Raw genomic sequence first — 15,478 nt, 5'->3', positions numbered from 1 at the left:
CTTCAGGTGCTGGTGACCGCAAGGTCGTGGAAGTTCGAGTCTTCTTCTGGGCACCAATTCAACGAAACCGAGCCTTGTGCTCGGTTTTGTGTTTTACGAAAGCTGAAAAAGATTATCGCAAAAATAGTTACGTTTTTAGTTGCATTCGAGCGATAAATCTAATTAAATCAGCGCATTGCCCAGATGGTGAAATTGGTAGACACGCCAGCTTCAGGTGCTGGTGACCGCAAGGTCGTGGAAGTTCGAGTCTTCTTCTGGGCACCAATTCAACGAAACCGAGCCTTGTGCTCGGTTTTGTGTTTTCTGGCATCCGCAAATCCTGTGGGAGCGAGGCTTGCCCGCGAAGGCGGTATTTCGGCCCCAAACAATGCGCCAGATTTACCGACCTCTTCGCGGGCAAGCCTCGCTCCCACGAGATCCTGCCCCCTACGCCCTGAACTGCCCCAGACTCGCCTTGAGCTGCGCCGCCAGCTTGTCCAGCGCCTTGCCGCTTGCTGTGGTCTCCACCACCGCCTGAGCCGCTTTCTCGGCCTGGGCATGGATGACCTCGACGCGACCGCGTACCGCCTGCGCACCCTGAGCCTGATGCTCCGCCGCCTTGGTAGCCAGACCAATGGCCGCGTGAACCTGCTCGACCGACGCCTGCACAGTCAGTTGCAGCCGCGCGCTGTCCCGCAGAACCGCCAGCCCTTCCTTCGCCTGACGCCCGGCCAGACCAATGGTTGCCACCGCTTCCTTGGCCCCACTCTGCAGCTTGGCGATATGTTCTTGGATGTCGCCGGTGGAGCTTTGCGTCTTGCTGGCCAAAGCCCGCACTTCGTCGGCAACTACCGCGAACCCTCGACCGGTCTCCCCGGCACGCGCCGCTTCGATGGCGGCGTTAAGGGCCAGCAGGTTGGTCTGCTCGGCGATGCCATGAATCACTTCCAGCACCACTTCAATCTGTTCGCTTTGCTTGGCCAGACGCTCGATGACCTGCGCACCGTTTTCCACCTGCCCGGCCAGAGCCTCGATCAAACCGCCGACCTGATTGGAAGTACGGGTATTTTCGTCAGTGGCCTGGCGGATATCCACCACCTGCTTGAGCGCTGCCTGCATCGCGTGGCTTTCCGCCTGGGCTTCGTCAGCCATCTGCGCCAGCGCCTGAAGGCTCGCGGCCACTTCGTCACGCTGCAACTCAGCGGCGGCATCGGCCCCGGCATTGCGGCGACTCATGGCACCGATTTCGACACCGGTCTGCTGGGCAACATCACCAGCTTCGCGGACGATGGGCTGCAGCTTGTCGACAAAGCGGTTGACCGCTGCCGCCATATCACCAATTTCGTCATTACTGTCGAGCTTGACCCGCTTGGTCAGGTCGCCCTCGCCTGCCGCCAGATCGTCCAGCGCAGCAATCAACAGCAACAGCTTGTTGACTACACGACGACCCAGGACCACCGCCAGCAACAACAGAACGCCCAGACCGACCAAGGCCAGGCCCACGCCTATACGCCAGCGCAATGTTTCAGCCGCATCCTGTACCGCCGAAGACGTATTGGTCGCCATGGCCGATGCTGCGCCCTGTGCCGATTGCAGACGGGTACGCAAGGCTGCCGAGCTGTCGGCTGCGGCGCTGCTAAGACTGTCGGATACCAATTGTTTGCTACTGGAGAGCAACGTTGCAAAGCGTTTATCCAGAGCCGCTACGTTTTCGTCGATCGACGCCGTGGAAACCCCCATGCGTACCTTGCCGATCTCGACGCCGTTAGGGCTGATTGAGGCCTCAACGTAGTACAGGGAAGGATCGTTCTTGGCGGCATTGAGCACTTTATCCATCGCCCGCTCGCCCTCACCCTTGGCCAAAAGGGCCTTGATGATCGGGTTTTCGCGATTGAGGTAACGCGTGAGGTGCTCGCCGGTTGCGTCGTCATAAACCACGAACAGCACATTGGGATTGCGCTGGGCGCGACGGGCAAATTCCGACAGGGTCGGCGTGTCGTTATCCCACATGGCTCGCGGGGCAACCGCCGCCAGCAACTCGGCCATATCGGTGGCCGAATCCTTAAGATCTTTTTCCAGGGTGGCGCGCAATTGCTTCTGTTCGTCTTTCAGACGCGCCGACAAACCGTCGCTCAAACGTTGCCCGGTGCTGCTCGACAAATTGTTCAGGCTGCTTGTCACCTGCTGACTGGCTTGTTCCAGTTCCGAAGACAAGTGTTGCGAATCTACACCCAGGCGCGTCGCCAGATCGGCTTCGAGCGCAGTCACCGTGCTCCGAGTCAGGGCAACGGCAACCAGGACTTGCACCAAAAGGGCGATTCCGAGGGCAATGAATACGGGCCTTAACAGCCGACTGCGTAACAGAGAGAGGACAGCTGACACGGGAGAAACCCTCCACTATAAGCGCCATTAAAATGATGGCACCTTTTCTGACATTTTTAACAGCAAAGGCCGTGCCGTTCCAGTGACTGGAATCAAGACCAAAAAGAAAAGGGCCGCAATAGCGGCCCTTTCTTTGTACATCAATAACTTATCAAGCGAACGGATGACGCAGAACAATGGTTTCGTTGCGATCAGGACCGGTCGAAATAATGTCGATGGGTGCACCGACCAGCTCTTCGACGCGCTTGATGTAGGCACGCGCAGCCGCTGGCAGCTCTTCCAGGGACTTGGCGCCCAGGGTCGATTCAGTCCAACCCGGCATCTCCTCGTAGACCGGAACCAGGCCGATGTAGCTGTCGGCATCGGTCGGCGCGTCGATGACTGCACCGTTTTCGTTCTGGTAACCCACGCAGATATTGATGGTTTCCAGACCATCGAGCACGTCCAGCTTGGTCAGGCACAGGCCCGAGATGCTGTTGATTTCGATAGCGCGACGCAGGATCACGGCATCGAACCAACCGCAGCGACGAGCGCGACCGGTGGTTGCACCAAACTCGTGCCCGCGCTTGGCCAGGAACGCACCAACATCGTCGAACAACTCAGTCGGGAAAGGACCCGAACCGACGCGCGTGGTGTAGGCCTTGGTAATACCCAGGATGTAATCCAGGTACATCGGCCCCATGCCCGAACCGGTAGCGATGCCGCCAGCGGTGGTGTTGGAGCTGGTGACGTACGGGTAGGTACCGTGGTCAATGTCCAGCAGTGAACCTTGTGCGCCTTCGAACATGATGTCTTTGCCGGCGCGACGCATTTCGTGCAGCGCAGCGGTGACGTCGAGCATCATCGGCTTGAGCAGCTCAGCGTATTCCATGCACTCATCAAGAGTTTTCTGGAAGTCGATGGCCGGCTCTTTGTAGTAATTGACCAGCACGAAGTTGTGGTAATCCAGCAACTCGCCCAGCTTGGCGGCGAAGCGCTCACGATGGAACAGGTCGCCGATGCGCAGACCGCGACGAGCCACCTTGTCTTCGTAAGCCGGGCCGATGCCGCGACCGGTAGTACCGATCTTCAGCTCGCCACGGGCCTTTTCACGAGCCTGGTCCAGCGCTACGTGGTAGGACAGAATCAGCGGGCAGGACGGGCTGATACGCAGGCGCTCGCGCACCGGGATACCCTTCTCTTCCAGCTTGATGATTTCACGCATAAGCGCGTCAGGCGCCACGACCACACCGTTACCGATCAGGCACTGCACGCCTTCGCGCAGGACACCGGACGGAATCAGGTGCAGAACGGTTTTTTCGCCGTCGATCACCAGAGTGTGACCGGCGTTGTGGCCACCTTGGTAGCGAACCACGGCGGTAGCATGTTCGGTCAGCAGATCAACGATCTTGCCTTTGCCCTCATCACCCCATTGGGTGCCCAGGACTACGACATTCTTACCCATAACACTTGTCCTCATTCACGCAAACTGAATGCCGGCGGCGGCCGGCAGGAAAACTCAAGAAGCCAGCGGCACTACCTGCCAACGCTCGCCATGCTGAATCAGTTGCCGGTCACAGTCGGCTTCACGCGCAGCGCTCACCTGCTGCCCGGGCAGAGCCTGAACAACACGCTGACCTTCGCTGCGCAACTGGCAAACCTGCTGCCAGAGTGCCGCATCTGTACTGTCCGGCATCCAGATACCGCCAGACGGTAATTCGATATCTGCGCGACCCAGGGTGACCAGGGTCTTCAAATCGGTGGAGAAGCCAGTGGCGGGACGGGCCCGGCCGAAATCGGCACCGATGTCATCATAGCGACCGCCCTGGGCGATCGACTGGCCGACACCCGGCACGAATACCGCAAACACCACACCCGTATGGTAGTGGTAGCCGCGCAACTCGCCGAGGTCAAAATACAGCGGCAGATCAGGGAAACGCGCAGCCAGGCGCTCGGCAATGGTCAGCAAATCGTCCAGCGCAGCCAGGACCGGCGCCGGCGCGTTGGCCAGGCGATCGCGGGCCGCAGCCAGGACTTCACGACCGCCACAGAGACCAACCAGGGCCTGCAGCATGCCAGCCAGATCCGCAGGCAGGCCTTCGGTCAGGGCGATCACTTCGTCGATGGCCTTGCGCTGCAGAGCATCAAACAACTGTTGCTCGACCTGACCGGACAGACCGGCGGCACGGGCGAGGCCGCGGTAGATACCGACATGACCCAGGTCCATATGGACATCCGGCACATCGGCCAGTTGCAGCATGGCCAGCATCAGGCTGATGACTTCGACGTCGCTGCTCGGGCTGGCATCGCCGTACAGCTCGGCACCCAGCTGGATCGGGCTGCGCGAGGTGGACAGGGCACGCGGCTGCGCATGCAGCACGCTACCGGCGTAGCACAGGCGGCTCGGGCCTTCGCGGCGCAGCGTGTGCGCATCGATACGCGCAACTTGCGGCGTGATATCGGCGCGGAAACCCATTTGCCGACCCGATTGCGGATCGACTACCTTGAAGGTGCGCAGATCGAGATCGGAACCTGCACCGGTCAGTAGCGATTCCAGGTATTCGATATGCGGAGTGACGACGAATTCATAGCCCCATCCCTGGAACAGATCCAGCACCTGACGGCGCGCGACTTCAATACGCGCCGCTTCCGGTGGCAGTACTTCTTCGATGCCATCTGGTAGCAGCCAGCGGTCAACCGTTGCCATTACGCCTTTCCCCTATGATCCGGGCGGCCAGCAGCAGTGCCAGCCTAGAGTGAAGCAGAAAGCGGTCAAAGCAATATTCCGGGCACGACAAATACCCAGGAACTGGCCTTGCAGACCACTCTCCTCGAAAAATCTTGTCGCGAGCCATGCGGGCTACGACCAATCAATCGTGCAGACGCAAAAAAGCCGGGAATTTCCCGGCTGCCGCATCATACACACGTTTTACCGTGCATTCACCCCGCCGGGCAGTTTTGCCGCCCGGCGGATGAATAGATCACGGCTTGGCTTTGCCCATATAGCGGAAGAACTCGCTACTTGGATCAAGCACCATCACGTCACTTTTGTTCGCGAAGCTTTCACGGTAGGCACGCAGGCTGCGGTAAAACGCATAGAACTCCTGGTCCTGACCGTAGGCCTTGGAGTAGATCGACGCTGCCTGGGCATCGCCATCACCACGGGCCTCTTCCGACTCACGATAAGCCTCGGCCAGCAGCACGCGGCGCTGACGGTCGGCGTCAGCACGAATGCCTTCTGCCAGTTCGTTACCCTTGGCCCGGTGCTCACGCGCCTCGCGCTCACGCTCCGTGCTCATGCGCTCGAACACGCTGCGGTTGACTTCCTTGGGCAGGTCGATGGCCTTGACCCGGACATCGACAACTTCGATACCCAGTTCTTTCTCGGCCATTTTGTTCAACGAGCCAGTGATGTCAGCCATCAGTGCGTCACGCTCACCCGACACGACTTCGTGCAGGGTGCGCTTGCCGAACTGGTCACGCAGGCCGGATTCCAGACGACGCGACAGACGTTCGTCGGCAATCTGCTTCAGACCCGAGGTCGCGGTGTAGAAGCGCTCGGCGTCCTTGACCCGCCATTTGGCGTAGGCATCAACCATGACGGCTTTCTTTTCCAGGGTCAGGAACCGCTGGGTCGGCGCATCAAGCGTCAGCAGGCGGCCGTCGAACTTGCGCACCTGGTTGACGTACGGAACCTTCACATGCAGGCCAGGCGACACATCGGACTGCACGACACGACCGAATTGCAGCAGGACTGCGCGCTCGGTCTGGGCAACGATATAGAAGCTGTTCCAGGCCACTACGGCCAGGACCGCGCAAAGGATCAGGGCGATCAGTGATTTATTGCTCATCAGCGACTCTCCCTGGTGCGCACTTCGCGCTGCTGTGGATCCACGCTACGCGCGCCCGTATCCGTACCGGAAGAGCTGGAGCTCGTGGTCGGCGGAGTACTGCTGCGGCTGTTGTCGATCATTTTATCCAATGGCAGGTAAAGCAGATTGTTCTGCCCCTTGTCGCCGGTAATCAGGACCTTGCTGGTGTTGCTGTACACATCCTGCATGGTTTCCAGGTACAGACGCTCGCGAGTGACTTCCGGTGCCTTGCGGTACTCGGCCACCAGCTTGGTAAAGCGGTCAGCCTCACCCTTGGCGCGAGAGATCACTTCGTCGCGATAACCGTTGGCATCTTCGATGATGCGCTGGGCCTGACCACGGGCTTCCGGGATAACCCCGTTGGCGTAGGTTTCAGCCTGGTTGCGCGAGCGCTGTTCGTCTTCACGGGCACGGATCACGTCGTCGAAGGCTTCCTGAACGTCACGCGGCGCGGCAGCGCTCTGCACGTTCACCTGGGTCACGGTAATGCCGGTGCGATAGGTATCGAGGAAACGTTGCAGACGCTCCTTGATCGCACTGGCCATCACTTCACGACCCTCGGTCAGCACCTGATCCATGGCCGTGGAACCCACGACATGGCGCAGCGCACTTTCAGTGGCGTGTTGCAGGCTCACCTCAGGCTGGTCAACGTTCAGCACGAAGTCCTGCAGGTTGGTGATCTTGTACTGCACGGTCAAAGGCACTTCGACGATGTTCTCGTCTTCGGTCAACATCTGCCCCTGCTTGCTGTAGGCACGCTCGCGCGTCACGTTTTCCAGATACTTGCGATCGAAAGGCGGGAAATAGATGTTAAGGCCCGGCCCAACGGTCTCGTGGTACTTGCCGAAACGCAGGACGACAGCCTGCTCCTGCTCGTCCACTACATAAATGGCGCTGTACAGCCAGATAGCCAGCAGAACGAAAAGGCCGATGCCCAGCAGGCCGAAGCCACCGCCACCACCGCTGCGCGGCCCGTTGCCGCCGCCATCACCGCTGCGTTTCTTACCGCCACCGAACAACCCGTTCAGGCTTTCCTGTAGCTTGCGGAAGGCTTCGTCGAGATCGGGCGGTCCCTTGCGGTCGCCGCCACCACGGCGTTTGCCACCCCAGGGATCCTGATTGTTCGAGTTGCCACCCGGCTCATTCCAAGCCATAGCGCTCTCCATCTGATAAAGCAAAGACGCGCCCGCGGCGCGCCGACCCATGCTACAGAATGCCCGTGAATACCGTGTAACGGCTTTCCCGCGCTTTTTATTGCAAAGTGTGTTGTTCAATAAACTCTAGCGGCTGCAATCCTTCGCGACTCACCAGTCGATTGAGCTCCACTCGCGGCAAACGCACCGCCAGCAGGCTGCTGCCTTCTTCGTCATGGGTTTCGCTTTGTACCGCACCCGCATTGAAAAACTGAGCGCGCAGTCGAGCAAAACGCTGGGACAAGTGCAAGGTGCCGACGAACAAATCATCACCCAGCAGCTCGGCCACCGCCTGCTTGAGCAGGTCCAGCCCTCGACCGTCGCGGGCGGAAACCCAGACCCGTTGCGGCTTGCCATTGGCATCACGCTGGATCTGCGGCTCCACGCCCTCGAGCAGGTCGATCTTGTTGTATACCTCAAGGATCGGCAGCTCATGAGCGCCAATCTCGGTCAACACCGCCATCACCTGCTCGATCTGCTCCATGCGCTCAGGCTCATGGGAGTCGATGATATGCAGCAGCAGGTCTGAGTTGCTCGACTCTTCGAGCGTAGCCCGAAAGGCCTCGACCAGCTTGTGCGGCAGGTGGCGAATGAAGCCCACAGTGTCCGCCAGCACGATCGGCCCCAGGTCGTCCAATTGCAGACGGCGCAGGGTCGGGTCGAGTGTGGCGAACAACTGGTCGGCGGCGAATACGTCGGATTGGGTCACCGCGTTGAACAGCGTCGATTTGCCTGCGTTGGTGTAACCCACCAGTGAAACCGAAGGAATGTCGGCGCGCTTGCGCCCACGACGGGCCTGTTCACGCTGACTGCGGACCTTCTCCAGACGCCCCTTGAGCTGGCGCAGACGCACACGCAGCAGGCGGCGGTCGGTCTCGAGCTGGGTTTCACCCGGCCCGCGCAGACCGATACCGCCGCCCTGTCGCTCAAGGTGAGTCCAGCCGCGAACCAGACGCGTGCTCATGTGTTCGAGCTGCGCCAGTTCGACCTGCAACTTGCCTTCGTGGGTACGCGCGCGCTGGGCGAAGATATCGAGGATCAGACCGGTACGGTCGATCACGCGACACTCGAAAGCACGCTCCAGGTTGCGTTCCTGGCTGGGAGTGAGTGTGTGATTGAAAATCACCAGATCGGCCTGTTCGGCCTTGACCTGATCACGCAGCTCCTCGACTTTGCCGGAACCGATCAGGTATTTGGCCGATGGCCGATGACGCGGCACGTTGAAAAACGCGACGGTATCGGCGCCGGCCGAGATGGCCAGCTCCTGAAACTCCTGCGGATCTTCACGCGCCTCAGGGTCCTGACCATCCAAATGAACAAGAATGGCTCGTTCACCACCACTGTGGCGCTCAAAGAACAAAGCAGACTCCTATCAGGCGTTACCTGGCTCAGCGTCGCCCGTTTCGGACTCGGAAGCGCTAGGCAGACGGATTGGACGAACCGGTACAACGGTGGAAATGGCGTGCTTGTAGACCATTTGGCTGACGGTGTTCTTCAGCAAAATGACAAACTGATCGAAAGACTCGATGGTGCCCTGCAGCTTGATCCCGTTCACCAGATAGATCGATACCCCCACTTTCTCTTTACGCAAAGTGTTCAGGTAAGGGTCTTGTAGCGAATGCCCTTTTGACATGTGCCGCACTCCTTTAAGGATCAATAATAATAATTCGAATTCATTGGCTTGAACCGGCCACCCCCCAAGGATAGACGGCTATTGCAGAGACTCAGCCCAATATGGAGACCGATCCCAAGTATTTCAAGGCACGCGGCAGATTGTCGCTCTCCAGACTGTCCAGCCAGTGCAGATTCTCCCAGCTGCGTAGCCAGGTGAACTGCCGTTTGGCCAACTGGCGCGTCGCAATGATGCCCCGTTCCCGCATTTCATCCCAAGTCAGCTTTCCATCCAGGTGATCCCAGACCTGGCGATAACCGACAGCTCGTATCGAAGGCAACCCGGCATGCAGGTCGCCTCTTGAGCGCAATGCCAGTACTTCGTCCAGAAACCCCTGATCCAGCATTTGTGAAAATCGTAGCGCAATACGGTCGTGCAAAACCTTGCGATCCACCGGAGCGATGGCCAGGCTGGCGACAGTATAGGGCAATTGCCGACGCCCCGAAGCGGCTGCGTCGGTACTTTGCGCAGTTTGTTGTTCTCTGTGTGCTGTCATATTCATGCCACTGACCCGGTAAACCTCCAGCGCGCGGATCAGGCGCTGCGGATCATTGGGATGAATACGTGCCGCAGAAACCGGGTCAACCTGTGCCAACTCGTCATGCAAAGCCTGCCAGCCGTGATCCGCTGCCCGCGCTTCCAACTCGGCACGCACCTGAGCATCGGCTGACGGCATGTCAGCCATGCCTTCCAATAGAGTCTTGAAATACAGCATCGTGCCACCGACCAGCAGGGGAATATTGCCCCGCGCGGTGATTTCGGCCATGGCCGCCAGGGCATCAGTGCGAAAGTCGGCCGCCGAATAGCTTTGCGACGGATCGAGAATATCGATCAGACGATGGGGAAACTCGGCCAACTGGGCCCTGGAGGGCTTGGCCGTGCCGATATCCATACCGCGGTAGACCAGCGCCGAATCGACGCTGATCAGCTCGCAAGGCAGCACCTTGGTCAGCTCCATGGCCAGGTCGGTCTTGCCTGCGGCGGTCGGCCCCATCAAAAAAATGGCCGGAGGAAAAGCGCTCATCAGCGACCACGCAGGAAAAGTTTGTCGAGATCGTCCAGGCCCATCTGGGTCCAGGTCGGCCGGCCATGGTTGCATTGGCCGCTGCGCTCGGTGTTTTCCATGTCGCGCAGCAAGGCGTTCATTTCCGGGATCGCCAGGCGGCGATTGGCCCGCACCGCACCATGACAGGCCATGGTGCCGAGCAATTCGTTCATATGCGCCTGCACGCGGTCGCTGGTGCCGTATTCCATCAGGTCGGCGAGTACGTCGTGCACCAGGCGATTGGCCTCGGCCTGCTTGAGCAGCGCCGGGATCTGACGGATCGCCAGGCTTTCCGGGCCCAGGCGCTGCAACTCGAAGCCCAGCTGCTGGAACGTCGCCATGTGCTCTTCGGCGCAATCGGCTTCGCGCTGGCTGACTGCGATGGATTCCGGCACCAGCAGCGGCTGACCGCTGAGGCCTTCGCTGGCCATGGCGATCTTCAGACGCTCGTACATGATGCGTTCGTGGGCGGCGTGCATGTCCACCAGCACCAGGCCGATGGCGTTCTCCGCAAGAATATAGATGCCCTTGAGCTGGGCCAGGGCATAGCCCAATGGCGGAATATCGCCCTGGGATTCCGGCAGGGACACAGCACCGGCAGGTGCGCTACCGGCCGGAAGCGGTGCAAAAAACTCGCGATAGGCGGCCTGGGCGTCAGCCACCGGCACCGATGAGGTAGGTCTTGGCGTGTACTGATACTGATAACCGCTGCCCGCGCCCGACCCGGCAGGCCGGTTATAGGCATCGCCCTGGGGCTGTTCCAGCAGGTTGGCGGCCAGGCGCATCTCGCCCTGGGGGCCGAATTCACCGGCATCAATCCCCGTGACCCGCTCCTGTATTGCCGCAGGCACCGTGCCGGACAACTGGTCTTCCGGGCGCACATCGCCCAGGGCGCGGTGCAAGGTGCCATAGAGGAAGTCATGGACCATGCGCCCGTCACGGAAACGCACTTCGTGCTTGGTCGGGTGCACGTTGACGTCTACGGCTGCCGGATCGACTTCGAAAAACAGCACGAAGGTCGGGTGACGGCCATTGAACAGCACGTCGCGATAGGCCTGGCGCACCGCATGAGCGACCAGTTTGTCGCGCACAGCACGGCCATTGACGAAGAAATACTGCAGGTCGGCCTGACTGCGGGAGAACGTCGGCAAACCGACCCAGCCCCACAGATGCAGGCCATTGCGCTCGATTTCGATCGGCAGCGCCTGCTCCAGGAAGCCCGGCCCGCAGATCGCCGATACGCGCCGCGCGCGGGCGGTGTCGTCATGGGCTTCGTGCAGGCTGAGGACGGTCTTGCCGTTATGGCGCAGATGGAAGGCCACGTCGAAACGCGCCAGGGCCATGCGCTTTATCACTTCCTGCAGGTGATCGAATTCGGTTTTCTCGGCCTTGAGAAACTTGCGACGGGCCGGCGTATTGAAGAACAGGTCGCGCACTTCCACCGAGGTGCCGACCGGATGCGCAGCGGGCTGTACCCGCGACGCCATGTCGCGGCCTTCGGTTTCCACCTGCCAGGCCTGATCGGCGCCACGGGTGCGGGACGTCAGGGTCAGGCGGGCCACCGAGCTGATCGACGCCAGTGCCTCACCGCGAAACCCCAGGCTCATCACCCGCTCCAGGTCTTCGAGTTCGCGAATCTTGCTGGTGGCATGGCGGGCCAGGGCCAGCGGCAGGTCATCGGAAGCGATACCGCGACCGTCATCGCGCACCCGCAGCAACTTGATCCCGGCCTGCTCGACATCGACATCGATACGCCGGGCACCGGAATCCAGGCTGTTTTCCAACAGTTCCTTGATCACCGAGGCAGGTCGCTCGACCACTTCACCGGCGGCAATCTGGTTGGCCAGGCGCGGGCTGAGCAATTCGATGCGCGCGGCATTCTCGGCAACTTCAGCCACGGGGCTTGCGATAACCGGCTCGGCGCTGTCTATCAGAAGGTCTGTCATGGCTGTGACGCCAGCTCCGTATTCGGGATTTTCAGATCCTGACCAATGCGCAAATCATCACTCTTGAGATCGTTGGCACTGCGCAGGGCGGCCGGGCTCATATCGTAGCGAGCCGCAACCATGGCCAGGGTTTCGCCGGAGCGAACCACATGATTGCGCGGGCCCTGGGCCAGCTTGCCGTTATCCCGCAGCCAGGCGATATAAGTGCCCTGCGGCGGATTCTGCTGGAAGAATTGTTTGACCCCTGCATTGATCGAGCGCGCCAAGGCCTGCTGGTGCGAAGCCGCTTGCAGTTTGTTGGCCTCGGCATTGTTCGAGATAAACCCGGTTTCCACGAGGATCGACGGAATATCAGGAGATTTCAGCACCATGAACCCGGCCTGCTCCACTCTCTGCTTGTGCAGCGAAGTCACGCGACCGATGTTGCTCAGAACTTTCTGACCCACGTTCAGGCTCGACGACAGCGAGGCGGTCATAGAAAGGTCCAGGAGTACCCCGGCCAGCATGCGGTCCTTGTCGTCCAGGCTTACAGCTCCGGCACCACCGATCAGGTCGGAACGGTTTTCACTGTCGGCCAGCCAGCGCGCGGTCTCGGAAGTCGCGCCACGCTCGGACAGGGCAAACACCGAGGCACCAAAGGCCGCAGAGGATGGCGCGGCGTCGGCATGGATCGAGACGAACAGGTCGGCGCCTTTAGCACGGGCAATTTCCGTACGTTTGCGCAGCGGGATGAAATAGTCGCCGGTACGGGTCAGTTCTGCGCGATAGCCCTTCTCAGCGTTGATCTGCCGTTGCAGCTCCTTGGCGATGGAGAGCACCACGTTTTTCTCTTTCTGCCCGCTGGAGCCAGAGGCGCCGGGGTCTTCGCCGCCATGACCGGCGTCCACGACAATCACGATATCGCGCTTGCCGTTGGGCACCGGGGCGAGTTTGATTTCAGGCTTGGACGGGCTGACCGGCACGGCCGGCGCTGCGGTAACGGTGGTCGGCGGCAGCGCGGGCGGCGGATTGGCGTCCTCGGCATTGTCGTAGAGATCCACGACCAGCCGGTTACCGTATTGCTGGTTCGGCGCCAGAACAAAGCTCTTGGGGGTCACGGCCTTCTTCAGATCGATGACCACACGCAGGTCGGTCGGCGTTCGCTGGGCCGAGCGCATGCTGATGATCGGAGTATTGGCCGTGGCGATATTCAGCGGGCCGCCAAGGGTCGCGCCATTGATATCGATAACCAGACGATCGGGCGACGTCAGGGTGAATACGCTGTGCTGCACCGTACCGGACAGGTCGAAAACCAGCCGTGTGTTATCCGGCGCGCGCCATAAGCGAACACTTCGGACCTGTGTCGCGGCCAATACGTCGACAGCCAGCGCCATCAACAGCAGCCCCATCACAGCAACCAGCGCGCGCATGCGCATACCTGACAACCCCATTTCTATTTGAATTCCAATGCTAAAGCGGCGCACCAGGCTTCCCCGCGCGAACCATGAGGGCTCAGCAACAGCGAGCGGCCTTGTGCTTGGGGCCTAATGGTAATGGTCATGTCAGGCTTTGGCAAAAAGCCTGCACCGCGATCGGGCCACTCGATCAAACAAAGTGCATCCTCTTCCAGATAATCGCGAATCCCCAGGTACTCCAGCTCCTCGGGGTCGACCAGCCGATAGAGGTCGAAGTGATAGGCACGCAGGCTGCCGATTTCGTAGGGCTCGACCAGGGTAAAGGTCGGACTCTTTACCGCTCCCACATGGCCCAGGCCGCGAATCAGGCCTCGGGACAGGGTGGTCTTGCCTGCTCCCAGATCGCCTTCGAGGAAAATCACGCCCACCGCGCCGGTGACTGCGGCAAGGCGCGCGCCGAAGCCCATCATGGCCTCTTCACCGACCAGATTGACGATTAACTCAGACACGGTTGTAGCTCCTCCAAAAGCTGACGAATAACAGGAATCAAATCACTGGCGGCCAGGCCTCGCCCGGCCTGGCCCAACTGCTCACCGGCCCGGGCATGCAGCCAGACACCCAGGCAAGCAGCTTCGAACGGTTCCATCGTCTGCGCCAGCAGCGCCCCGACCAAGCCGGCCAGGACATCACCCAGCCCGGCGGTGGCCATGGCCGGATGACCGCGATCACACAAGGCCAAGCGCCCATTGCTGTCGGCAATCAGACTGCCGCTGCCCTTGAGCACGCAAACGGTATTGAATTTACGCGCCAGGGCCAGGGCCGCCGCCGGGCGATCTGCCTGCACTGCACGGGTTTCGATACCCAACAGACGCGCCGCTTCACCGGGATGCGGGGTGATGACAGAATTTGCAGGCAAACTGACATTACCGTTCGCCAATTGGTTCAGGGCATCGGCATCCCAGACCTGGGCCTTGGACGCATTGGCCGCCGCCGACAGCAGGCTTTTGCCCCAACTGGCCTGACCCAGACCAGGCCCCACGACCAGCACGCTGGCGGCTTCGATCAACCCCTGCACCTGATTGGCCGAACCTACGCCCACGGTCATGACTTCAGGGAAACGACTCAAGGCCGCCACCACATGCTCTTCCCGGGTCGCCAGAGTGACCATACCTGCGCCACTGCGCAGGGCGCTTTCCGACGACAGTAGCGTCGCACCGCCGAAACCATGGTCGCCGCCCAGTACCAGCACCCGGCCGAACAGGCCTTTATGGGCCGAGGGCGAGCGTGGCGCCAGTTGCGGCAGGTTATGGCTGTCGAGGCGAGTCGCGCTGTTTGGCGCCTGGGCGACAATCTGCGGGTCGGCCTGCAAGTCATCGAAGACCAGCTCACCGCAGTAATCCCGGCCTTCGCCCGTCAACAGCCCAAGTTTCAGGCCAATAAAACTCACCGTCAGGTTGGCACGCACCGCCGCGCCCAGGACGCGGCCGGTATCGGCACTCAGGCCCGAAGGAATATCCACGGCGGCGACCGGCTGGCCGCTGGCGTTGATCGCGGCAATGACCTCGGCATAAGGCGAGCGCACGTCGCCGTTCAACCCGGTGCCCAGCAGGGCATCGAGAATAATGGCTGAAGGGGTATCCAGGGCTTGCCCGGACCAGGGCTGGATATCGACGGCACCGGCCAGGGCGCTGGCGTAGGCCGTGGCTGCATCACCGGACAACGCAGCGGGATCGCCCACCGCCATTACCGCGACCTGCCAACCGGCCTTGCGCGCCAACAGCGCAACCAGATAACCGTCCCCGGCATTGTTACCATGCCCGGCCAGTACCGTCAGCGCGCGCCCCTCAGGCCAATGCCGACGAATGGCGCGCCAGGTTGCATGAGCGGCGCGCTGCATCAATTCCAGGCCAGGCGTACCCGCTGCAATCAGCCGCGCATCGAGGTCGCGGACCTGGGCGGCGTTGTACAGTGCGTCGGGTAATTGCGGTTTAGTGTCGAGCATGCGTCTATCGGCTC

The 15,478-nt window shown here is 60.8% G+C and carries 12 protein-coding genes and 1 tRNA gene; 1 reads left to right on the top strand and 12 read right to left on the bottom strand.

Going from position 1 to position 15,478, the window contains the following annotated elements:
- Positions 1–177 precede the first annotated feature (177 nt).
- Positions 178–264: transfer RNA gene (locus M2401_RS16640), tRNA-Leu, on the top strand.
- Between the two features lie 162 nt (positions 265–426).
- Here M2401_RS16640 and M2401_RS16635 read toward each other — a convergent pair.
- The 12 genes from M2401_RS16635 to M2401_RS16580 all read right to left on the bottom strand — a co-directional run bounded on the left by M2401_RS16635 (position 427) and on the right by M2401_RS16580 (position 15,464).
- Positions 427–2,361 (bottom strand): methyl-accepting chemotaxis protein, encoded by a 1,935-nt coding sequence (locus tag M2401_RS16635; RefSeq protein ID WP_259104467.1) that lies wholly within the window; start codon positions 2,359–2,361, stop codon positions 427–429.
- A 151-nt stretch (positions 2,362–2,512) separates the two neighbouring features.
- Complete coding sequence (locus M2401_RS16630) at positions 2,513–3,805, bottom strand: adenylosuccinate synthase (protein WP_259104465.1); 1,293 nt, start codon at positions 3,803–3,805, stop codon at positions 2,513–2,515.
- Positions 3,806–3,859: 54 nt separating this feature from the next.
- Positions 3,860–5,047 carry an ATP phosphoribosyltransferase regulatory subunit gene (locus tag M2401_RS16625; RefSeq protein ID WP_259104463.1) on the bottom strand — a complete coding sequence of 396 codons (1,188 nt, stop codon included), beginning with the start codon at positions 5,045–5,047 and terminating at the stop codon, positions 3,860–3,862.
- A 274-nt stretch (positions 5,048–5,321) separates the two neighbouring features.
- On the bottom strand, positions 5,322–6,191 hold the full coding sequence (gene hflC, locus M2401_RS16620) for a protease modulator HflC (RefSeq protein ID WP_259104462.1): 870 nt from the start codon (positions 6,189–6,191) through the stop codon (positions 5,322–5,324).
- Complete coding sequence (hflK, locus tag M2401_RS16615) at positions 6,191–7,366, bottom strand: FtsH protease activity modulator HflK (RefSeq protein ID WP_259104460.1); 1,176 nt, start codon at positions 7,364–7,366, stop codon at positions 6,191–6,193. Before hflK ends, hflC begins: the two co-directional genes overlap by 1 nt.
- Positions 7,367–7,463: 97 nt before the next feature.
- A complete protein-coding gene (gene hflX, locus M2401_RS16610; protein WP_259104458.1) occupies positions 7,464–8,765 on the bottom strand; it encodes a ribosome rescue GTPase HflX in 1,302 nt (433 codons plus the stop codon).
- A 12-nt stretch (positions 8,766–8,777) separates the two neighbouring features.
- On the bottom strand, positions 8,778–9,038 hold the full coding sequence (gene hfq / locus M2401_RS16605) for an RNA chaperone Hfq (RefSeq protein WP_120127775.1): 261 nt from the start codon (positions 9,036–9,038) through the stop codon (positions 8,778–8,780).
- Between the two features lie 91 nt (positions 9,039–9,129).
- Positions 9,130–10,101, bottom strand: a complete 972-nt coding sequence (miaA, locus tag M2401_RS16600; protein WP_259104455.1) for a tRNA (adenosine(37)-N6)-dimethylallyltransferase MiaA — start codon at positions 10,099–10,101, stop codon at positions 9,130–9,132.
- On the bottom strand, positions 10,101–12,068 hold the full coding sequence (gene mutL, locus M2401_RS16595) for a DNA mismatch repair endonuclease MutL (RefSeq protein WP_259104454.1): 1,968 nt from the start codon (positions 12,066–12,068) through the stop codon (positions 10,101–10,103). Before mutL ends, miaA begins: the two co-directional genes overlap by 1 nt.
- Positions 12,065–13,483 (bottom strand): N-acetylmuramoyl-L-alanine amidase, encoded by a 1,419-nt coding sequence (locus M2401_RS16590; RefSeq protein ID WP_310504126.1) that lies wholly within the window; start codon positions 13,481–13,483, stop codon positions 12,065–12,067. Before M2401_RS16590 ends, mutL begins: the two co-directional genes overlap by 4 nt.
- A 17-nt stretch (positions 13,484–13,500) precedes the next feature.
- Positions 13,501–13,932, bottom strand: coding sequence for a tRNA (adenosine(37)-N6)-threonylcarbamoyltransferase complex ATPase subunit type 1 TsaE (gene tsaE, locus M2401_RS16585; RefSeq protein ID WP_409033939.1), 432 nt, complete (start codon positions 13,930–13,932; stop codon positions 13,501–13,503).
- 26 nt (positions 13,933–13,958) lie between these two features.
- The gene (locus M2401_RS16580; protein ID WP_259104449.1) at positions 13,959–15,464 is read right to left on the bottom strand and encodes an NAD(P)H-hydrate dehydratase; all 1,506 of its coding nucleotides are present in this window, start codon (positions 15,462–15,464) and stop codon (positions 13,959–13,961) included.
- Between the last annotated feature and the right edge of the window lie 14 nt (positions 15,465–15,478).

It is taken from the genome of Pseudomonas sp. JUb42, from assembly GCF_024807945.1.
GTDB lineage: Bacteria > Pseudomonadota > Gammaproteobacteria > Pseudomonadales > Pseudomonadaceae > Aquipseudomonas.
Note: the sequence above shows the minus strand (reverse complement) of the source record. Positions and strands in the feature narration are given on the sequence as shown.